Genomic DNA, 20,666 nt, shown 5'->3' on the forward strand with positions numbered 1-20,666 from the left:
ATTTTTGTTAAATTTAATCAGTAGGCTGTCAATCTAAGGATGGCCTGCGTAACATCAGTAAATTTAGATCGATGCTTTTTTAATCTTGACAAGAATATTGGTGTACATTGCCTAATACCAATAAACTGTAAACCATGAAAAGACTACTATTTTTCGCTTTGGCCCTAGTGTTGGCAGGCGCCTGTAAGCATGTTTCTGATACAGCTACAAACCGCGTAGTTCTAACGGGAATCGACACGACCAAAAAACCCGGCGATGACTTTTTTATGTACGCCAACGGCATTTGGTACGATACCGCCCAGATACCACCCAGTCAAACAGGTGTGGGTTCGTACTCCTTTATGAATTTCCCGCAGCGGATACGGCTACAGGCGATTCTGGACAGCATTTCGGGAAGCACTCATCCGGCGGGAAGCATCGAACAAAAGGTAGGCGATTTTTATGCGTCAGGAATGGATACAACCGCAATTAACAAACGCGGTTATGAACCCATCAAGCCCGTGCTTGCCCGAATCGATGCCGTGACCGATATATCTTCACTGCTGAGGCTGGTGGCTGACGAACAAAAATCGGGTGATGGTTCCATCATTGGTTTTTCGGTAGGTCCCGATGACAAACACAGTACGGTCAATATTGCGCAGTTTTATCAGGCAGGTATTGGCTTGCCGGAACGAGATTATTATTTCAAGACCGATTCGTCGACACTTGCTATTCAAAAAGCCTACAAAACATACCTCACCCGCTTGTTTGAATTGACCGGCACCGATGCCGCTGCCGCCCAGAAAAACGCCACAGTGACCTATGATATTGAAAAACAGTTAGCCAACGCACATCGAACAAATATCGAACTCCGAAATGTAAAGGCGAACTACAACAAACTGGCGGTTGCTGCGCTGTCAAAGAAACATGCTAACCTACGCTGGACAACGTTGTTGAACGACTTGGGCGTAAAGGCCGATTCAGTTAACGTCGGCCAACCGGCTTATTATGACAAGCTGAATACACTCGTAAAATCGGTCCCCATCAACGATTGGAAAGTCTATTTAAAAGCCAATGCGCTGACCAACTATTCGAAATTCTTAAGCCAACCGTTTGTTGATGCGTCGTTTGCCTACACAAAAATTCTGACCGGACAAGCGGTTAAGAAAACACGTGCCGAAGAAATGACGCAAGCCGTTGATGGCTCACTCGGGCAGGCACTGGCCCAGTTGTATGTAAAAAAATACTTCCCGGAAGATGCCAAGAAGCGCATGGCCGTTCTGGTCGACAACCTGGAAAAAGCCTTTGAAGCCCGCATCAACAAGCTGGATTGGATGAGCGATTCTACCAAGGCAAAGGCCAAAGAAAAACTGTACGCCTTCACGGAAAAAATCGGCTACCCGGATAAATGGCGCGATTACTCAAAAGTGGACGTGAAACGAGATGCTTATTTTGAAAACCGGTTGTCGGCGAATAAAAATGACTACCTCTACAGCCTGGCTAAAGTAGGAAAGCCGGTCGACAGAACGGAATGGTTCACGACGCCACCAACGGTAACAGCGTACAACAATCCTCCGCTCAATGAGATTGTTTTCCCGGCTGGCATCTTACAATCCCCTTATTTTAACTTATATGCCGATGATGCACTTAATTATGGGGGCATCGGTATGGTGATTGGTCACGAAATAACGCACTCGTTCGACGATCAGGGAGCCCAGTATGATAAAGTCGGCAATGTGACCAACTGGTGGAAAAAATCGGACTATGATAAATTTAAAGCGAAGACCCAACAGGTAATTGACCAGTACAATTCGTTTACCGTACTCGATTCGATGCATGTAAAAGGGGCCTTAACGGTGGGTGAAAACACCGCCGACATTGCTGGTGTTGCCATTGCTTATGATGCCTTTAAATTGACGGACCAAGGTAAAGACACGACAAAACTGGATGGCTTTACACCTGATCAGCGTTTTTTCATCTCAATAGCAAGAATATGGCGCGTAAAAACAAAGGATGAGTTTATGCGCATGTACGTAAACACCAATCCGCATTCACCGGCCAAGTGGCGCGTAAACGGACCGCTGATGAACTTCACGCCTTTTTACAAAGCATTTAATGTGCAACCGGGTGATAAACTATATAAACCAGAAACGGCAAGGATAACCGTTTGGTAAGGTTCAAACTAGGTTGCAGGGCAGCGTAAGGAGCAATTAAAACCGGACTACCAGACCTACCCCGACGCCCACACTGTTCATGGCTACGTTAAAGCTCAAGGCTTGATTCGGTTGGGAAGTGGTCGAATTTACTATGCTGCCCTCATCCGTGTATTCCGTAACAACAACACCGTTAGTGGGTTTTCCCGCAATTACGTTGGAACTGACAACTTCAAGTCTTTTTGGCTTGAATGATTGATTGTACGCCACTACTTCGGCAAACCCCCGGATGGCCTGACTCAGCCGAAACTGAATCCCCAGGGCGGCCTGATACCCCAACGCCAGGGAGTTTTTTGTGTACGTAGCAGTGGTTTCAAATGAACTAGCAACTCCTCTGTTTGGCTGGTTAAGCGCGTTGTCGACCGTCTTATAATCGAGCACGAGCCCTCCCACCAGGCCAAGTCGGTTATAGATGTAATAGGCTGGCCGCGAGAGAGCTTTGAAGGTGATGTTGGGCGTAATGGATAAAACCTTCAGCGTTGTGCTCGACGAGTTTGTGTACGTAAAGGAACCATCGTTATAACTATTCGTAATTGTTACTGCTGTTCCAAACAAGATATCGGCATCAACGCCCACATTGATGAATTCGCTCGCGATCAGGCCAACTCCGATACCGGCGCGTGGACCAGCGCCCAATCCTTTATTCGTTGTTTTGAATGGAAAAGCAATACCAGTCGCACTTTGTGTCTCGCTGTAGTTGATCTGTACTCCTGGCGTTAATAAGCCATACGATCCATACAGCTTAACATAAAAGGGAGACTCGCTCGCTTTAGTCTTGCGTGGAGCAGTTTCTGGTGCAGCCGTTTTGTCCACTGGGGTTAGGGTATTTGATGCAAGGGTAGACTGGGCTTGCACCATTGCAGTGCACATGAGCAAGCCGATGAGGAGCATGACGAATCGATTCATGAGTAGAAACGTTGACGGTTTATCTGAGATTTACAGCCTATTAGGGGCTTTGAGATTGTGTGAGCGGGACTGATTAGTCTGCAACTAAAACCGGACTATCAGGCCTGCCCCTATGCCCACACTATTGATTGCTACATTATAGCTTGGTTGCTCGTAGGGGTTGGATTTGTTATAGTCGCCCTGATCTTTGAATTCGGTAGTGGAATTCTGTAGGGTCGCGACTCCACTCTTTGTACTGGTCGTGGTATTTTGAACCTCCCTGGGTTTGAACGATTGATTGTACGCCACCACTTCGGCAAACCCCCGGATAGATTGACTCAACCGAAACTGAATCCCCAGGGCGGCCTGATACCCCAACGCCAGGGAATTTTTTGTGTACGTAGTGTTGCCTACAGACGTCGTGACTGCTCCTTTAGTAGGCGTTTCAAGAACATTACTAGTCGTCTTGTAATCCAGTACGAGCCCTCCCACCAGACCGAGTCGATTGTAAATGTAATAGGCTGGCCGCGAGAGGGCCTTAAAGGTGATGTTGGGTATAATAGACAAGACCCTTAGTGTTGTATTGGTGGAAATGGCATAGAAGCTATAGGTACTGCCACTGCCAACGAAAACATTGTCGTCAACTTTCAGCGCTGTTCCAATCAGAACATCGGCATCAATTCCAACGTTGATGAAGTCACTGACGATGACTCCAACTCCGATACCAGCGCGCGGGCCAGCCCCCAGATGCGTATTGATTGGCTTGTAGGTGGTGGGTGAACTGATTTGGCTTTGTGACCCACTATAATTGATTTCTGTCCCTGGTGTCAGCAGGCTGTAAAACCCATAAGCCTTTATGTAAAAGGGGGCCTCGGTGGCCTTACTGGTATAGGGAGCTTTCTCCGTTACTGTGGATTCGACGGAACGGTTGACCGTATTTAATCCAACAGTCGGTTGTGCCTGAGTTGCTGAAACTCGTATGAGCAGGCTAATGAGGATAAAAATAGATTGGTTCATGGGGTTGAGCAGCTTAAAAGAGCACAGTAAATTAAACCTCCGTCCAATACAAAGGCTCATCCTTTGATTTAACGGTGATTGTAACTTAGGGAATGGCAACTAGGCTGCTTCCAATATCAATCCTATAAATCACGATAGGGTACTGTTTTGCTATAAAAAAACGCTGGCCTCAAGAGAAGCCAGCGTTAAGATCTACCGTATGTATTGCTGCTATATTGGCGCAATCGCACAGCTTAGAAGACAATCCCCAAAATAGGTCACTAAAAAACGACAGTCCCAAGTCAGGGCCCTGAAACATTAATGACTAAAACAACTCACAAAGACAACATTATCCCTCCGTTATAATCCACTGATGACGCGGACATACACATTGTTGGACAGGTTGCTATCATAACTCTTGGTCGGGTCATCCGCTACGTTGACCGTGATGTTGGCCGCACTGCCAGGGTTAGCCGTCGTTCGGATGATGCTAAAGCCTAAACTCGACTTTCCATTGCCAGGGATAAAGGTTCCTGCGTTCATCGTCAGGGTTAACTGCCGATCCGCCACCAAAGGTGTTGCTGTCCACTGTGAATTATCCACCGCTACCGGGTTATATGCTCCGCCGGATACGTTGATATTGGTCAGACTGGAGGCAAAAGAGAGGCTATAACCAACAGGGACGGTAATGTTGACCCGGACATTGCCCGAAGAAGTGGGTAGGCCAGCTACCTCAAAGACATTCACCACGAAATTATCCACATTGCCTGCGGCTGCGAAGTTAGCCTGCGGTAAGTCCAGATTGATGGTTAAATCGGAGCTGACTACTGGGCCAGTCTGTTGGATAACGGGCTCATTACCGATGAATAGAGTATTACGATAATCGTGTAAGACCGTCTCGAGTTGATAACCTGGGCCCGTATCCCCAACCTGGCGTACTGATAGCCTATAGCGTCCCGGCGATATACTGGACGGATAACCACGTAAAGACGCATAATCACTGAAACCCGGATTGTTAGAGCTTGAACTAGCCGTGGGGGTAAGCGTAGACCAGGATGTGTCCGTGAACTCACCACTATCCAGCCGTTCTAACCGCCCCTCAACTGGCCCGCTTGAGCCAACTAACAGAAAAAAACCGCGCGACGACGACTCATAGCGATAACCTACCCGCTGGAGACTGCTAAACGGGCTGCCTGTTGTAACAGGTTGCCAGCCAGCATCGGTCCCAATGGTATTGGTTGCGGGAATGAACGGAATTGACTGACTAAAAAACAGATCTGTCAGACTCTGATTCCATAAATTGGCCACGCGCCAAAGACCATTTCCACCAAAATGGATGTCATCGACGCGGTTATCGGGACCAATCAGCCCATCAGTTGCTGGACCAGCATATACATCTGATACCTCTCTACTTAAGCGGTTCTGGGCAGCAATTACCTGGCTATTTGTTTGGCCTGATATGTAACTAGCCCGTGATACCAGCCAGGCCAGGCGACTATGATTCAGTTGCTGACGACTTTTATTGATGATCGAGTTGAGGTTGTTGACGTACGCCTGTTCAGCCACCCCGCCGTCGCTTTCACCCTGATGCCACAAGATGGCCCTCATACCCAGTCGATTAATGTAGGATAAGAGCGTGGCACTGATGCGCTGATAGGGGAGAGTAGCTGGCGTTGCCGCAGCACTGATTGCCCACTCAGTACTATTACTGCCGCCCTGAGCGGCCCCCAGAAACAGAATCGGTACATTGAGCCGTTTGGTCAGACTATCTCCCAAAATACCCCAGAGGTAGGGCGAATTCGATGGGCCAATGCTGGCTCCTGCACTGACATGACTGAACATGAAGGGGAAGGCCTGGGTGTCAATCGAGTTATATTGAAATAAGTCGATGCAGGATACCCGGTCATCAATGGCCGGTGGGACATTGTTCTCGATACCGCCCTGGGCATTAGATTGGCCCGCAATGACAAATACCTCGCCTACACCGATACGATTGACAGCCGTATCGGCAATAATCGCAGTTGCTGCTTTGGCGCGTATCTCAACCCGATACCAGCCGCCCAGGGCGGCCAGTGTGCCTCTAAATGTGTGATCACCAGTGACGGTGGCTACGGTCGTCCAGTCGCTAGGAGTACCTTGCCCTACCACCATTGGTATCAGGCGCGCTTCGATAGTAGAGGATGAATTGGGAGCAGTACCGGCGATAATGAGTTGGGCACGATTGGCGCCATCGCGTTGAATGACTGAACGGGTCTTAGGAGAGTTAATGATAAACTGCGCCTGGAGCAGATAGGGCAGTGCACACAAAAAAAAAGCCCGATAAATTGTATGAATCATAATGTGTAAAGTAGAAGCGGTCTTATCATTGAGTCTTCGATTGATTTATCGTAGAAAAATGACTGAGTCTACAATAACCTGTAAACTCATCCGCTCCCGCAGCCCGGCAGTTTTTTACCGCACAGGCAGTCCTGCGAAACTGTTTAAAAAGTAAACTGTGGTTGTTGATTAGTAATACCTCAAAATAGCTCCTGGAGCTTACCCACCAGAACAACTATACTTCAAAGGTAATTACAAAAATTGATCATATATTAATTTTTACAAATAATTATAAGCCGCCTGGCAATGATATACCACAGCTATAGATTAGTGTTGATAAAATTTCCCTTTTCGGGTAGTTAAGGTCGCGAATATACACCAAATAATCATTTTTTATAACATAAAATATCCAAATCTGGCATTTTATGCTACAAAAAAGCCTGGACTAGGAAAGTGGGCTTTCGATGCTATCTACACTGGTAAACACGCTGGGATATCTGTGATTACACAAATAACTAAGGATACATTTCTGGGTGCTTGCTACGAACAGGTTAGTTAGTTAACGCGAAATTATCTCCATTTATTCTGCTGAGTTCTACACGAAAAAAGCCCGGCGATATAAGCCAGGCTTAATATTTATAGTTTGCAAACGGCCCATTGGGCCAGAAAGCGGACAAAAGGTCACAGAGAGAAAAGACGTTTTATAGCCTGCATTCTCCACACTTCCGACACAAATAAACCGCCAAGAACCCCAATTATATACCTACTTTCGGCTTATAATCTGCTTTAACAAGTGCTCCAGTTCGGTCTGCTTTTGCTCCAATGCTTGTAGTCTTTTCTGGTCCTGTTTGCGTGCCTTTTCTAGCTAGAAAAGCCGTGTTTGAGCAACAAAATTTGGATTAAATCTGGCAACAGGAGATCCAATGGCTAAAGCTAAATTAAACTACCTGGTTTGGAAACTGATCCGTAAGCAGTAAGCGGGCTTGCTGATTTAATTGGGTTAGGTACTTTGCGTGAATGGCTAGCTTTTTAGTTAATCCGTTGTCGATGCCAGGAGTTAGGAGTACTAAGCCATCAATATCCTGAAAGAGTATTTGTAGCTCCGCCTGCATTCTCATCAGCAGAGATACTAGTCTATCCTGTGAGCAACTGCTAATGGACTGGTTCTGATCAGATCTTGGTCTGCGTTTATTTTCTTGAAGACAGGCCATTACTTTGTAATAGTAGGCATGAAACAGAGCGAGCGACTCTGACCAGGATGCAACAACATTGCTGCTTTCCAACTGATTCGGGTGGAGTCGTTGACTCCTCAAAGATCTAGTATTCATTTATGGGTAATGAAGGGGGCCCTTAACAGGCAAGCCAGGGGTTCAGCGTTTTCGCAATGAAAAGCGTTTGGCCAATCACAATCTTTAGTACGGATACAAAGGCTTCTGAGCAAGGTTGCGTTGACAGAGCTATCAGACCCTATAACACATACTAATGATCAATGTTTGTTCGTGTATAGACTCTTCCTCAACAAGTATAAGATGTGATTTGGCCCTAGTAGCCAGACTTTTAGTATTTACAGATTTATTAAAACTACTGATCATTAGACTGGCACTGGACAGAAAGGTCACGGTCCAAATATGCCACGTTCACTCGTTAGCTATAATCCGTAGTGCTCCCATCGGGCTTCTATATTGATAACAAAAGGGTAGTCCGAACGGCTCAATTATCCTGTTCGCTTCGAAATAAGTTTAAGTAGGCCAGGAATATAAGGTCACCAATTACGGAGCTTTTTTCAATCGATCGGGTCGGTAAGTCATATTTTCATAACCTATATAATCAATATATCCCATCAACAAAACCGTTTAATCTATCCGCAGCTTGCTGAGTAAATCTACTCAGCACACTAAATACCTAAAAAAAGGTAACCCTATATTTATATACCGTCTAGTAGATTAATTGTGTCTTAATTACTCGATTTACATCTAAAGTATATTACGAATACCTTTTTAGTTAACCATATATGATATTTTTAAATTTTAACATTTCATTTATTCATGTACGCTTCCTTATCCGACGAAGAAACTATTCGTCAGTTATTGCCTAGTCAACCCAATCAATGTTTCGAAGCCCTCTATTCCCGATACGTGAAAAAGGTCTATCAGCGGTGCCTATCAATGACCAAAGATGCTGAACAGGCTGAGGATTTTACACAGGATATTTTCCTGAAAGTATTCAACAAACTGGATGCCTTTCAAGAACGGTCTAGTTTTTCGACCTGGCTCTATTCAATTTCGTATAATTACTGTGCTGATCAACTCCGTATGGCCAAGCGATTGCCGACCACTACCTGGGAAGAAGCCGGCATTGACCACAATACTGCTGATGAGGAGGAAACTCAGTTGCATGAGGAAACCCTTCAAGTCGTCCAGCAGGCGATGACAACCTTATCGGTTGAAGAACGGACGTTCCTACGCCTGAAGTACGAGGATGGTATGAGTATTGAAGAACTTGCTCAGTTGTATGATCTCAAGCCTAGTGCGGTCAAGATGCGGCTCAAGAGGAGCCGGGAAAAGGTAAAAAGTCTGTGTGTTCAACAGTGTTTAAGCTGAAGTGCCATCAGCCACATTCTTAACCTGCTCCATCAATACTACGTTCAATACTACGTTCAATACTACGTTAACAGTATAGCCACTATCGAGCTTGATTTTAACTCTACTCGTATAGTTAGCCTGAAGCAATTTGGGAGGGAATCAGTATAGCATAGAGACGGGCGGCTGACGAGGTAAAGCCAAGTGCTTCTTCTCAGGCAAGCAAAAAGCCCAGCAAGGTGTTAGACTTCCACGTTTAAAAGTGGGCTTACCTAGCGAAAGTACCCCTGAGACAGGCTACTCTTAAAAAGGAAATAGAAAAAAGATATTTTACCGCCCTCACCACTTCGGCCGAGCAGGTTATCAACTTGAAGTCTTCAGGGTATTATAGGAAGGTAATCAATCCGATGACAAGACTCGATAGGAAACCTAGTGCCAGGATAACATAGTCCAGAATAATTGAATGACGATTTTGAGTATCCATGATTGACAAGCTATTAAGTTACAGTTTATAATTTAGACTATAGATTTCATAACGGTCACCAAACATTAACTAAATATTGTAAATAGAAACAAATAATTAAATATAGAGTAGCCACTTCCTAACTGTCAACTACCTATTCTCCTTTCTTATAATGCTTGACTCTTGTCAGTCACCCATCTAATTTCCGGTAAATCGCCCCTCAAAAAAGGGTAATTTACCCCTTCTCAGAGTAAAAAATAATGTATAGCTTTCTGATCGACACCAGACGCTGAAGCAGTGCTATACCAGAAAAGTCAGGGTAGGCACCCAGTACAACTATGAACAGGCCACTCTAACAACGCCCATACCCGTTGAGACTAAAGGCGAATGAGTAGTCTACTCAGCAGGTTGCTTATCGGTTAGTAGTTAGTTATCCTTTTCTACCTGTGGCAACGTTATGGCTTACTCACCATTAAAGGGATCCATCCAACTTCAGACAAGCTCCTCGACCGAACTAGTTGAACAGTTGCTTGCCTTGAGTCATCCCCCTAAAAACATGTCCTTATCGGCATTTATGATCCACTTTGCCAATCACTTGATGAATAAGCGGGGAGAGATTGTGCGAACTGATACCACCGACCACTTCATTAATGATTTGACAAAGGCGGGCTATATAAGAACCATCCCTTGATCGGTATCTTGAGAAGACAATGGCTTCGTGTGTGTTTGTGCCTATACAGAATACAGCTTGGCATACAGAAGGTGTATTCTTTCCCGGCTTCGCTTGAGTCGCATCTTGACCGCACTGGGTTTAATAGCGTACAAGTCAGCAATCTCATCAATAGTCAAGCCGTCTTCATATTTTAGGCGAAGCAATGTCCGCTCCTCAAGGGAAAGCGTCTCCATAGCCTTCCGGACCAACTTAAGGGTTTCTTCATGCAGGTTAGCCTCAGGTGTATCCGGTCGGTCATGAGCTATATTTTCTGGTAACCAGGCGGTTGTCGGTAATCGTTTAGCCAGTCTAATCTGATCGGCGCAGTAGTTGTAGGCAATTGAATAAAGCCACGTGGAAAAAGAGGAACGATTTTGAAACGAATCAAACTTTTCAAAAGCTTTGATGAAAATATCCTGGGTGTAATCTTGAGCCATCTCAGCGTCCTTGGTCATACTCAGGCATTTTCGATAGACCTTACTAACGTATTGATTGTAGAGGGCTTCAAATGTGTTGGCTGGTGAGCTAACGCCATGCCGACTCTGCAGCTGGTTAGCTGTTAGTGAAGTTCGTTTCATGAAAGTGCTATTTTATGGGCTAGATGCTAATTACAGTTACAAAATTAGACTTTACGTATAAAAATTTTATATCTGTTACACCAAATATAGTTTAAATAATTGTCGCTTATACTTATAAAAGCTAAAAGTGTAATTTATCGAATAATAAATTCGCTTATTCTAATAACGATAAGGACTATGTGCTACGTATTTTGGCAATTATTGCTTTTTTAATGGCTATATGAGATACTAGAAACTTAGCATACGGTATATTTAGTTACATTGACTAGAGGCTGTTCATAAGCCAATGGGACAAGTTTGGGAAGATGTGTCATTGGCATAGGGATGCGATACCAGTGTTAATAAAGCTTATTTTTCACCTTTTTAATAAACGCTGGTGAACCTGCTTCATTAACGCTTCCCGATAATTGCGACTCATGGGAAGGCTCTTACTCCCTAGTTTGATCTCGTTTCCTTCGATCGCGTCGATTTTTGACCCGTTGACCAGATAGGATTGATGGATCTTAATAAACTCCTCTACGGGTAACTGTGATTCCAGGCTTTTCATAGTCAGATAAGCCAGAATTATTTTACGTTCCGTGTAAATACGCACATAGTTGCCCACACTTTCCGCATAAAGAATTTCGTTCAACTCAAGCTTTTCAATTCGTTTTTCACTTTTGATAAACAGGTACGAAGGCGACAAGCTCGTAGTTGCCCCATGCTTCAGTTGATAGTAATCCCTGGCCTTGTGCACCGCTTTCAGGAATCGACTTAAGGCAAAGGGTTTTAATAGATAATCAATAATATCCAACTCATAGCCTTCCAGAGCGTAACGGGGAAAAGCCGTGGTTAGGATCACCAACGAGTCGATATCCAGTTTTTGCAAGAACTGTAGACCAGAGATCTTGGGCATCTCGATGTCCAGAAAGAGAAGATCAGTAGTCGTATGGCTGAGAAACACTTCTGCCTTCATCGCACTCTCAAAACTACCTTGCCAGTCTAGGAAGGGTACCTGCTCCACAAACTCATACAGCAGTTTCCGGGCAACGGGCTCATCATCCACAATGATACAGCGGAGCTTCTTCATAAGGTTAGTGTTAAATGGACCTGATACATATTCTGATCTTTTTTAATTGCTAATTGGTAACGATCTTTATATAAGAGGTCCAGCCTTCTAACTGCGTTCGTCAGGCCTATCCCACCCACGGCTAGTTCCATCTCTTCATACGAATTTTCGCAGGTAAAATCCAACTGGCCCGCTTCCTCCTTCAACCGGATCATGATCCGGTTGATAATCGTATCATCCCTGGAGACATATTTAAATGCATTTTCGACAAACGCCATGAAAAGAAGGGGGGCAATCTTGACTCCTCCATCTTGATAGGTTAGCGTGGAACTAACCTGCATATTCTCATTACTGCGGGCTTTTTGCAGAGCTACGTAATTTTTCAGATAGTTTACTTCCTTCTCCAGTTCAATCATATCAACATCGGCTTCATATAAATTGTACCGAAGCAGATCGGAGAACTGCACCATCATGTCTCTGGCCTGTCGGTTCTCCTTGTCAATTGAGCCGTAAACGGTGTTCAGGCCATTAAACAGAAAGTGAGGATTAAGTTGCAAACGCAGGTATTTTAATTCCGTTTGTAGTTGATTGATCTGGCTATTTTTAACCTGCTCCTGCTGGTCTGCCCATTTCTGGATTATATACAACAAAGAGGCAATGGCGTTACAACAGAGCCCATACACAAAGCTGTCCCAGAAACCAGCGCTGGTGTTGATGAACGCATCGTGAAAGAGATCGTTATGTATAAAGTGGTTGTAGCGGCTGACCAAGAAGGTATACACCGAAACCAAACTAATGAGGCTGACCAGATACCAGCCAAATCGCTGCTTTTCCAGCAGGTAGGGAATTAAAAACGAACTATGGGCTATGATCATACCCACAAACAGCGAAAAGTGAACAATGATCGTAAACAGGTACGAAAAACAATCCACCACACTACTCCCTGAATACGTTGGTTTCTCAATAATCAGGGCACCGATGTAGGCTAGCCAAAAAAGTACATAATAGATACGCCGTTTGATAAACATCGCCTGTCTTTAGTTCAGTAAATAGATAAATATATTTTATTGACTTGACAAACAAAAACAGCCTGTTTATCCAAATAATGTTTTTCACGCAGAAACGTACAGTTATCCTGTAATCTATACCTCTTATCCTACAAATTTTTTAGTTCAGCTGAATTCACCAAACAGACCAATTACTTAATTTTCAACAGACAGGCTCTTATTTATCCGTATAGCCTTTCATTTATAAGGCTATACGGATAAATAAGGATTTTATGTAAAACTATCCAATTACGTAGCTTACCCTCACACCTATCATATATATTTCTTTAGCACTAATCGCCCATATACTTTTATCAAAAAAAAAAAAATGATCCCCTAATTAAGGTCTTACCAATATTTACTGTAAAAAGAAAACCCAACAACTCATGAAAAAGATTGTAGCCTTTGGTGAACACGTAGACGGATATACCATTCCTGTTTTAAACGAACGGGAAATAAGAGCAGCAGCTGGCATCTATTTTTTAATTATCTTTTTATCGTTAATGCTCATCCTGTTTAAGAATGATTTTTTACTAGCGAAATATGCCATAACCGTATTTCTAACTGATTTTCTCATCCGCGTTTTTGTAAATCCTAAATTTTCTCCCGCCTTAATCATCGGACGATTAATTGTTGGTAATCAAACGCCTGAATATGTGGGAGCTCAACAAAAAAAGTTTGCCTGGATCATTGGCGTTGTACTGTCAGCTACGATGTTTATTTTTCTGGTGGTTGTCAATGCCTATAGTCCGATAACCGGCATTGTCTGCCTGCTTTGCCTGATATTCCTATTTTTTGAATCGGCATTTGGCATTTGTTTAGGCTGTAAAGTTTATAGGCTGATTTATCAGGAAAAAGCACAGTATTGTCCAGGAGAAGTTTGTGATATAAATTCCAAACAGCCTATTCAGAAAACATCAATTAGTCAGCTAGTTATTGTTTTTGGGTTTATCGCCTATATTATTCTGACGGTCTTTTTATTTAATAAACAGTTCGAAAAAAAACCTTATGATATGTTTGGAATAAATACTGGCAAGCAAGTAAAATAAACGCTAAAAATAGGCCTTATTTTATATCACATAACTGAAATTAGCATATGGCCCAGCCAAGTAAATTAGAGAACTATTTTGCTCCATTCCGAAGGAACATTATCGGCCATCAACAAAAAGTTGACTCTCCGTTTGGTACAAAAGAAATACTCTATGCAGATTGGACCGCCAGCGGTCGCGCTTACGGACCTATTGAAGACTGCATTCAAAACCAGATTATGCCTTTCTGGGCCAATACGCATACGGAGACGACCCTTACGGGTCGTCTGATGTCACAAGCGTACGAAGCAGCTAAAGATATTGTTAAACGCCATGTTCATGCCCAGAGCGATGATGTACTTGTTTTTTGCGGTAGTGGCATGACCGCAGCGGTCAATAAGCTGCAACGACTATTAGGCCTAAGACTACCAGAACGAATACTGGACTATTTCGAAAAGGAAGACTGCCCGGCTGTAGTAGAGTGTACCGACCCTGCGGTTAAGGTTGCTACGCTTTTAGGTAAGTACCTGTCTTTGGATGAGGCCTCAAGACCAATTGTTTTTGTGACCCATATGGAGCACCACAGCAATCAGACCAGCTGGCTGGAAACCATTGCCACGGTAGAAATCATCCCCTCAGATATACATGGAAATGTTGATATAGAGGGCTTTAAAGCGCTATTAGACCGATACAGGCATCGAAAAAATAAAATAGCGGCTATTACCGCCTGTTCGAATGTGACCGGCATTCAAACGCCCTATCACCACATCGCCAGGTTAATTCACACTTACGAGGGGTTCTGCTTTGTTGATTTTGCCTGTTCGGCTCCCTATGTGGAGATCGATATGCACCCTGCCGAAAATGGTACTCATTTAGATGCAATTTATTTTTCGCCCCATAAATTTTTGGGTGGTCCAGGTACGGCGGGTGTGTTGATTTTCAACAAAAAACTCTATAAAAACCGCATTCCTGATCATCCGGGAGGAGGCACCATTTTATACAGCAACCCCTGGGGAGAGCATACCTATAGCACCGATATAGAACAGCGTGAAGATGGTGGCACTCCTCCCCTGTTACAGGGAATAAAGGTAGCAATGTGTATTCGTCTGAAGGAAGCAATGGGGGTTGACAATATACGAAACCGGGAAGATGAATTGCTGCAGATAGTATTTGATCGGTTTTCAACCATGAAACAGGTACACCTACTGGAAGGGCACTATAAAAACAGGCTGGGTGTGATTTCCTTTCTTGTCGAGGGAGTCAACTATAATTTGGTTGTCAAACTGCTAAATGATCGATTTGGCATTCAGACTCGAGGAGGCTGTTCGTGTGCCGGTACATACGGACACTTCTTGCTGCAAGTTGATGCGCTTAAATCCCAAGAGCTTTTGACATTAATTCAGTCCGGTGATCGATTGGGCAAACCAGGGTGGGTCCGGTTATCTATTCATCCTACGATGAGTAATGCCGAAATGGAGTTTATACTGGACGCAATTGAGTGGACAGCCTCTCATATTCAGGAATGGATACCTGCTTATACGTACGATCCTGAATACAACCAATTCATCGTCGATGGGGTAAAAGCCAAGCCATCCATTCAGATTGAGGATTGGTTCACGGTCTCGAATTGGGGTTAATGTTCAAAATCAGCTAAGAGGCAACGCCCGTTTTTAAGTTCGACGATTTGATTAGAAACCGAATTCTAGATCACCCTAACTCTGACAAGTAATTTTAGTTTAGTATAGACGATCTCTGCTTGCCTTTAGCTTTCAGGCCGCAAAGTAGTTGATCATTCTGGAGCGTAGTAGCGGTAGACAGCATATCTTCTATTGTAGGTGAGAGAGGATGCGTTTAATTTCGGCTTCCCACTGAGAACTGGTACTGTCTGTCAGCCTAAAATTATAAAAAAGACAGAACGGGAAATCCAACCACTCATTCTCTTTTGGGGTCTTGACGAAAACACACCTCTAGCCAAAAACAGAATGAAACTCCTAATTGACCACCACCCCGTTCACCTACTCTCCCAACCAACTCTAAACGAAGCGGTTACTAATCTTATTAGATCCCGTCGCTTCCTGTGAAGCCGTTAGCCGAAATGATATATGGTTAAGGCAGTTCTCCCTATGGCCTTTGCAAAGGCACCAACGGAGCCACCCCTAAGCTGCGTGGATTTGTAGTCGTTTCAAGCGACTTTTTCCGGCCAATAGGTCCGGTCCCTATGCCTGCTATTCTATCCCCATATCCATAAAAATACACCCAGAATGAAAATCCTGTACGATCACCAAACCTTTACTGCCAATAGATTTGGGGGCATTTCCCGCTATTTTTATCAACTGATGAGTGCCCTTCGCCGACAAGGCATCGAGACCAGCGTAGCAATCCGATTTTCCAATAATGAGTATTTAAACCAAAATCAATGGTCGCGTACTACATCCTTTCAATACTTCTTGGGCTACAGGCGCACGAACCGGCTCTTTTCATTGATTAATCGGCTGTGGAGTTCGGTGCAAGTACGGCGTGGGCAGTATGACCTGTTTCATCCCACCTTTTTCCATCCCTACTTCCTGAAATTCATTGGGAATAAACCCTTTGTCTTAACTTATCACGATGCCATAAAAGATAAATTCGGCGATAGATACGGGCACGTTGATAATGCGTCGAAGGCCCAAAAACAGGTTTTATTCAACCGGGCAGCTCATATCATTGCGGTATCAGAGAACACCAAGAATGATTTAATTGAGCTATTCCAGATTCAGGCCGATAAAATTACAGTTATTCATCACGCGACTCATTTCCAAAATCTAGCAGTACCCGATACGTTTCAAATCCAGATACCCAGCTCTTACCTGCTCTACGTAGGCAGCCGGGACAGTTACAAAAACTTCGGTCCGTTTCTGCAGGCTCTTGCTCCACTGCTCAAGAACGATTCAACGTTGAAACTACTTTGTGGGGGTGGTGGTACGTTTTCGGTCGATGAAATTCGACTCATTGAGCAACTGGGATTAACCGGCCAGGTAGTTTATTACGCGATCAATGACCTGATTTTGTATCGGTTATACCAACATGCCCTGGCGTTTATTTATCCTTCACTTTACGAAGGATTTGGAATTCCGATTCTGGAAGCCTTTGCGGCTGGCTGTCCCGTTGTGTTAAGTAATAGATCGTGTTTTCCAGACGTAGCCCAGGATGCGGCCCTTTATTTTGATCCTGAGTCTGGCCGCTCCATTCGTCAACAGATTGAATCCATTCTTGTCGATCCTGGGTTGCGTCAGTCTTTACGTCAGAAAGGTTATCGGCGGCAGGAAGCGTTCTCCACAGACCAAATGGTTAATCAAACCCTGGAAGTTTACCGGCGGGTAATCGCTCTCGAGGCAACAACAGATTTAAAGGAATTCTCCCATTACTCGGTTCAATAAGCAGTCTATTTGCGGACAAAAGGGGTAGTAGCTATTACCAGTGATCAATTGGGCAGTTATACCAGGCAGTAACTACTTTTACATGTTTTTTTTAGTAATGTTTGTCATGAAAAAACACCTGACTCCCTTTATCGCCCTGTTCAGTTGCACGCCAGCGTTTTTTTAATGTGTCAATCTGGAATAAATAGCCAGTAACTCAATAGCGGCAACTTAATTCTGCCTGATCAACTAAACCCGGTTGCTTAGGCAGATTTCGAATAAAATGCTTTCAGGTTATCCCGATAATTGCGGGTCCACTTGAGTTGCTGACCGTTTTTCAGCTTAACAATGTAGTCGCCATTAAAGTAGGTTTCAACTTCGTCGATGTAGTTAAGGTTGACAATATAGGAACGATGAATTCTGACAAAATCAGTCGGGTCAAGTTTGGTTTCGAGGCTGGTCAGGCTGTCATAGATAACGTGCCGTTCCACGCCCACATACCCGTCGCTACTGGTAGCGGTATGCAGCGTAATATAATTACCATCAGCATCGAGATAAATGATGTCATTGGTTTTTACGAAGTACATGCGTCCCGTTTCTTTAACCAGAATCCGGCGCAGATAAGCACTTTTGGGTTGGGTAGCCTGATCGGCCATCAGTTGGTTAACTAAGGCTTCGATACGTGGCTGAGTTTGTTGAGCAAGTCGCTCCTGCACACGCCCTAGCGCCTGATGGAAGCGCATTTCGTTAAACGGTTTAAGCAGGTAATCAATGGCATTGACCTCAAAGGCTTTCAGGGCGTATTGATCGTAGGCAGTCGTGAATACCACAAATGGCTGATGATGCGGCCAGATCTCTTTAAGAACCTCGAACCCATCCAGTTCGGGCATCTGAATATCCAGAAAAATCAGATCAGGCCGATACTGTAGAATTTTAATGACGGCTTCTGTTCCATTGCCCGCTTCGTCCACCACAACGATGGATGGGTCGGCTTTCAGAAACGTACGAATGACCCCTCGGGCCAGCACTTCATCATCAATAATGAGCGAACGATAGGTTGTCATGAGTGGAATTCGTTAGCAGACTGGGTTGGCAGGGAAACGTAATGATAACCCTTGTATTTCCGCCCGAAGGTTGGTCGAACGTAAACTGAGCGGCCTTCCCAAATGCCTGCGCTAGCCGTAGGCGGGTATTGTTAAGTCCCAAACCAGAGCCATTACGTCCACTCCGATACGTATCAGAGCTACTTTTGCCAACGCCATTATCGAAAACAGTTAGTTGAATCGAATCCTCCTGTTTCCGGGTGGTGATCCGAATGAGCGCATCGTTGGTCAGGGAAGAAATTCCGTGCGTAATGGCATTCTCAACCAGTGGCTGAAGGATAAGCTGCGGTACCAGACAGTGCTCTGTGGCCGGATCAATATCGTATTCGATGCGCAGTCGATCCTGAAAGCGAATTTGCTGAATGGCTAAATATTGCTGAGTTAAGTTCAGCTCGTCGCGCAGAGTCAGGAAGTTCTCGGTCTGATGGGCAAGAACACCCCGTAATAAATCACTCAGAGCGGTAACCATATCAATGGCTTTACGGGTGTCATTCTGCAACATCAGGCTAACAATAGCATGGTGGGTGTTGAACAAAAAATGAGGATTCAGCTGCATCTTTAACGATTGGAGCTGTGCACTCGTCAATTGGGTTTTCAACTGCTCATTATTCAGTTCGTACTTAAGATTCTGTTCTTTTAGGGCTTGATAGTGAGTTGTGTAAGAAATGATGCTATAGCCTACCACAACCAATAAGTAAGTGATTACAGAAAGGGAATAGCCATAGAAAAACCAAAGTAAAATAGTTTTTGGATTCATCCAATGCCCCGTTTCATAGGCGTGTAAGGGCCGGACCAATGCGTAGGATATAACGGTAATTAGCAGTCCAAGGGCAGAGGCAATCAGTACGTGAATGATGATCGTTCTGGGCCACGAATAGTTACTGCCAGTCAGCCGGAATGGAAACCGGTAGGCTGCGTATAAAATCAGAGGAGAAGACCCCAGCCACAGCAGGTAGTTAATCAACCATTGGATCGACTCTGAAACGTACATAGTTTGGGCATTACTCAACAACCAGACCAGCGTACTCTGAATATAGGAAATGATGGCTAAGATGCCCCAGAAAATAAAGGCATATCGCCAGAACTGCCGATACGTAATCAGCAAGTTGGCCCGTTGCAGAAGTTTGTCGATTCGCGTCATAGTCGGTCGCTGGCAAAAGGGCAATAAACGTAAACGGTAAGGCTTAGTATATCAAGAATACAGAGTCAGTAAAAACTACTGGACAGCTATTTCTTCAACCAATAGTCGATAGTAATAAATCAATTAGGCAAAATTAGTAACCACACAGGCACAGAGAATAAAGAGTTATTGTAAATACCTTTTCTGCGTGCCTGTGTGGTTACTAATTTTTATTGTTCTGGTCAGGTGAGCTTGACGCCAAGAACTTCATGCGCCAATTGCCAGCGATTATGTTGCTTTCGCCAGATACGCAGGTAACCTTGCCGAGAATTGCCGAAGGTGGCATAGCCATAACTATAGCCCAGATCGCCCGCAGGAGACGAAATTATACGAACAAGCTGATAGTCGACTTTTTGATCGGAAGCAACGGCTATCTTTTTGGCTGTTAGTCCTACAGAACTACTACTGCCTTCCCGCAACAGGCGAATCGAGTCGCTGGTAGGCAGTACAGACTGGTAGGCTTCCCGCAGGCTTTTGGTTTGAGCTGTCTGAATAAAGGCAAGTTCTGTTTGCCGTAACGCTCGGCTAACTACCGATGTATCCAGGAGTAGCGTCGATTTGGATGAAACCTGAGTAGGTATCTGTAAGATAACGTCTGGCTGATTGGGCTTGGAAAGCGTACAGCCAAAGTCAATCAGCACTTTCCATTGGCCTGTTGCTGTTTTGTGCCAAACGCTGGTAAACTGCCCGTAACTAACCGGTTCTTCGTCCAGCGAGCGGGGCCGAAATTCAAAGGGGCCGGTTGTATAGCCAAGTGTGCCCGAAGCCGAGATTTCTGCGTAAGCAGGTCGCCAGGTTAATTTACCCGATCCATCCGGGAGTTGCTGGTACGTTGTCTTACCGGGCAAAAAGCGATTATTCTGAAAGACAACAGATTGTTCATCAAGGTTTTCGACAAAAGCCTTCTTTACACCCTGATCCAGCGCCAGTTGAGCAAAAGCTCGTTCGGCTGCAATTAAATTTTCGTAATCGGTCTGGGCAGAACGTGGATTCGTCTGGGTGGAGCCTATCCATAGAATAGCCGTAAATAGCCAGTAGATATGAAGCATAAGCAATTGTGATGAATCCAGTTAAGAAATTCCACAACAAGGTAAGGCGACTGGTTACACGATCACAGGCTTCATTATTTCAACTGATTGATTCGT

At 44.5% G+C, this 20,666-nt stretch carries 16 protein-coding genes; 6 read left to right on the forward strand and 10 right to left on the reverse strand.

All coding sequences use genetic code 11. The features are described 5' to 3' along the window. Positions 1–134 precede the first annotated feature (134 nt). Entirely contained in the window at positions 135–2,153 is a 2,019-nt protein-coding gene (locus ACYVGO_RS36720; protein WP_460973766.1) for a M13 family metallopeptidase, read from the forward strand. Positions 2,154–2,189: 36 nt separating this feature from the next. Here the strand turns inward: ACYVGO_RS36720 and ACYVGO_RS36725 are convergent, their stop codons facing one another. The 4 genes from ACYVGO_RS36725 to ACYVGO_RS36740 form a co-directional block, all read right to left on the reverse strand. After that, on the reverse strand, positions 2,190–3,098 hold the full coding sequence (locus tag ACYVGO_RS36725) for a hypothetical protein (RefSeq protein ID WP_460973768.1): 909 nt from the start codon (positions 3,096–3,098) through the stop codon (positions 2,190–2,192). Positions 3,099–3,182: 84 nt separating this feature from the next. Then, entirely contained in the window at positions 3,183–4,094 is a 912-nt protein-coding gene (locus ACYVGO_RS36730) for a hypothetical protein (protein WP_460973770.1), read from the reverse strand. A gap of 339 nt (positions 4,095–4,433) precedes the next feature. Beyond that, positions 4,434–6,410, reverse strand: a complete 1,977-nt coding sequence (locus ACYVGO_RS36735; RefSeq protein WP_460973772.1) for a sialate O-acetylesterase — start codon at positions 6,408–6,410, stop codon at positions 4,434–4,436. A gap of 917 nt (positions 6,411–7,327) precedes the next feature. Continuing rightward, complete coding sequence (locus ACYVGO_RS36740; protein WP_460973774.1) at positions 7,328–7,717, reverse strand: hypothetical protein; 390 nt, start codon at positions 7,715–7,717, stop codon at positions 7,328–7,330. A 717-nt stretch (positions 7,718–8,434) separates the two neighbouring features. Between ACYVGO_RS36740 and ACYVGO_RS36745 the strand changes: the two genes are divergently transcribed. Both ACYVGO_RS36745 and ACYVGO_RS36750 read left to right on the forward strand, forming a co-directional pair. After that, positions 8,435–8,989: an RNA polymerase sigma factor gene (locus ACYVGO_RS36745; protein ID WP_142770747.1), complete on the forward strand. Its 555-nt coding sequence runs from the start codon at positions 8,435–8,437 to the stop codon at positions 8,987–8,989. A gap of 899 nt (positions 8,990–9,888) precedes the next feature. Beyond that, entirely contained in the window at positions 9,889–10,122 is a 234-nt protein-coding gene (locus tag ACYVGO_RS36750) for a hypothetical protein (protein WP_460973776.1), read from the forward strand. Positions 10,123–10,163: 41 nt separating this feature from the next. On the opposite strand, the gene ACYVGO_RS36755 is transcribed toward ACYVGO_RS36750, so the two are convergent. The 3 genes from ACYVGO_RS36755 to ACYVGO_RS36765 form a co-directional block, all read right to left on the reverse strand. Beyond that, the gene (locus tag ACYVGO_RS36755) at positions 10,164–10,721 is read right to left on the reverse strand and encodes an RNA polymerase sigma factor (RefSeq protein ID WP_460973778.1); all 558 of its coding nucleotides are present in this window, start codon (positions 10,719–10,721) and stop codon (positions 10,164–10,166) included. Between the two features lie 355 nt (positions 10,722–11,076). Further along, on the reverse strand, positions 11,077–11,790 hold the full coding sequence (locus tag ACYVGO_RS36760) for a LytR/AlgR family response regulator transcription factor (RefSeq protein ID WP_460973781.1): 714 nt from the start codon (positions 11,788–11,790) through the stop codon (positions 11,077–11,079). Then, positions 11,787–12,797, reverse strand: a complete 1,011-nt coding sequence (locus ACYVGO_RS36765) for a sensor histidine kinase (protein ID WP_460973783.1) — start codon at positions 12,795–12,797, stop codon at positions 11,787–11,789. Before ACYVGO_RS36765 ends, ACYVGO_RS36760 begins: the two co-directional genes overlap by 4 nt. A gap of 404 nt (positions 12,798–13,201) precedes the next feature. On the opposite strand from ACYVGO_RS36765, the gene ACYVGO_RS36770 reads away from it, so the two are divergent. From ACYVGO_RS36770 to ACYVGO_RS36780, 3 genes are all read left to right on the forward strand, one after another. Next, positions 13,202–13,864 (forward strand): DUF4395 domain-containing protein, encoded by a 663-nt coding sequence (locus ACYVGO_RS36770; protein WP_460973785.1) that lies wholly within the window; start codon positions 13,202–13,204, stop codon positions 13,862–13,864. Positions 13,865–13,911: 47 nt separating this feature from the next. Further along, positions 13,912–15,480 (forward strand): aminotransferase class V-fold PLP-dependent enzyme, encoded by a 1,569-nt coding sequence (locus ACYVGO_RS36775; protein WP_460973787.1) that lies wholly within the window; start codon positions 13,912–13,914, stop codon positions 15,478–15,480. A gap of 624 nt (positions 15,481–16,104) precedes the next feature. Next, the gene (locus tag ACYVGO_RS36780; protein ID WP_460973789.1) at positions 16,105–17,259 is read left to right on the forward strand and encodes a glycosyltransferase family 4 protein; all 1,155 of its coding nucleotides are present in this window, start codon (positions 16,105–16,107) and stop codon (positions 17,257–17,259) included. Between the two features lie 242 nt (positions 17,260–17,501). Here ACYVGO_RS36780 and ACYVGO_RS36785 read toward each other — a convergent pair whose 3' ends face one another. The 3 genes from ACYVGO_RS36785 to ACYVGO_RS36795 all read right to left on the reverse strand — a co-directional run bounded on the left by ACYVGO_RS36785 (position 17,502) and on the right by ACYVGO_RS36795 (position 20,570). Further along, positions 17,502–18,302 (reverse strand): LytR/AlgR family response regulator transcription factor, encoded by an 801-nt coding sequence (locus tag ACYVGO_RS36785; RefSeq protein ID WP_460973791.1) that lies wholly within the window; start codon positions 18,300–18,302, stop codon positions 17,502–17,504. Further along, the gene (locus ACYVGO_RS36790; RefSeq protein ID WP_460973793.1) at positions 18,274–19,482 is read right to left on the reverse strand and encodes a sensor histidine kinase; all 1,209 of its coding nucleotides are present in this window, start codon (positions 19,480–19,482) and stop codon (positions 18,274–18,276) included. The genes ACYVGO_RS36785 and ACYVGO_RS36790 overlap by 29 nt, the downstream gene beginning before the upstream one ends. Positions 19,483–19,703: 221 nt before the next feature. Continuing rightward, on the reverse strand, positions 19,704–20,570 hold the full coding sequence (locus ACYVGO_RS36795) for a YybH family protein (protein ID WP_460973795.1): 867 nt from the start codon (positions 20,568–20,570) through the stop codon (positions 19,704–19,706). Positions 20,571–20,666: the final 96 nt, after the last annotated feature.

This window comes from Spirosoma migulaei (genome assembly GCF_054776855.1).

What these genes read in the sequence shown, in the direction of transcription:
- ACYVGO_RS36720 (WP_460973766.1), top strand. Translation starts at nt 135, where the DNA reads ATGAAAAGACTACTATTTTTCGCTTTGGCCCTAGTGTTGGCAGGCGCC.
- ACYVGO_RS36725 (WP_460973768.1), bottom strand. Translation starts at nt 3,098, where the DNA reads ATGAATCGATTCGTCATGCTCCTCATCGGCTTGCTCATGTGCACTGCA.
- ACYVGO_RS36730 (WP_460973770.1), bottom strand. Translation starts at nt 4,094, where the DNA reads ATGAACCAATCTATTTTTATCCTCATTAGCCTGCTCATACGAGTTTCA.
- ACYVGO_RS36735 (WP_460973772.1), bottom strand. Translation starts at nt 6,410, where the DNA reads ATGATTCATACAATTTATCGGGCTTTTTTTTTGTGTGCACTGCCCTAT.
- ACYVGO_RS36740 (WP_460973774.1), bottom strand. Translation starts at nt 7,717, where the DNA reads ATGAATACTAGATCTTTGAGGAGTCAACGACTCCACCCGAATCAGTTG.
- ACYVGO_RS36745 (WP_142770747.1), top strand. Translation starts at nt 8,435, where the DNA reads ATGTACGCTTCCTTATCCGACGAAGAAACTATTCGTCAGTTATTGCCT.
- ACYVGO_RS36750 (WP_460973776.1), top strand. Translation starts at nt 9,889, where the DNA reads ATGGCTTACTCACCATTAAAGGGATCCATCCAACTTCAGACAAGCTCC.
- ACYVGO_RS36755 (WP_460973778.1), bottom strand. Translation starts at nt 10,721, where the DNA reads ATGAAACGAACTTCACTAACAGCTAACCAGCTGCAGAGTCGGCATGGC.
- ACYVGO_RS36760 (WP_460973781.1), bottom strand. Translation starts at nt 11,790, where the DNA reads ATGAAGAAGCTCCGCTGTATCATTGTGGATGATGAGCCCGTTGCCCGG.
- ACYVGO_RS36765 (WP_460973783.1), bottom strand. Translation starts at nt 12,797, where the DNA reads ATGTTTATCAAACGGCGTATCTATTATGTACTTTTTTGGCTAGCCTAC.
- ACYVGO_RS36770 (WP_460973785.1), top strand. Translation starts at nt 13,202, where the DNA reads ATGAAAAAGATTGTAGCCTTTGGTGAACACGTAGACGGATATACCATT.
- ACYVGO_RS36775 (WP_460973787.1), top strand. Translation starts at nt 13,912, where the DNA reads ATGGCCCAGCCAAGTAAATTAGAGAACTATTTTGCTCCATTCCGAAGG.
- ACYVGO_RS36780 (WP_460973789.1), top strand. Translation starts at nt 16,105, where the DNA reads ATGAAAATCCTGTACGATCACCAAACCTTTACTGCCAATAGATTTGGG.
- ACYVGO_RS36785 (WP_460973791.1), bottom strand. Translation starts at nt 18,302, where the DNA reads ATGACAACCTATCGTTCGCTCATTATTGATGATGAAGTGCTGGCCCGA.
- ACYVGO_RS36790 (WP_460973793.1), bottom strand. Translation starts at nt 19,482, where the DNA reads ATGACGCGAATCGACAAACTTCTGCAACGGGCCAACTTGCTGATTACG.
- ACYVGO_RS36795 (WP_460973795.1), bottom strand. Translation starts at nt 20,570, where the DNA reads ATGCTTCATATCTACTGGCTATTTACGGCTATTCTATGGATAGGCTCC.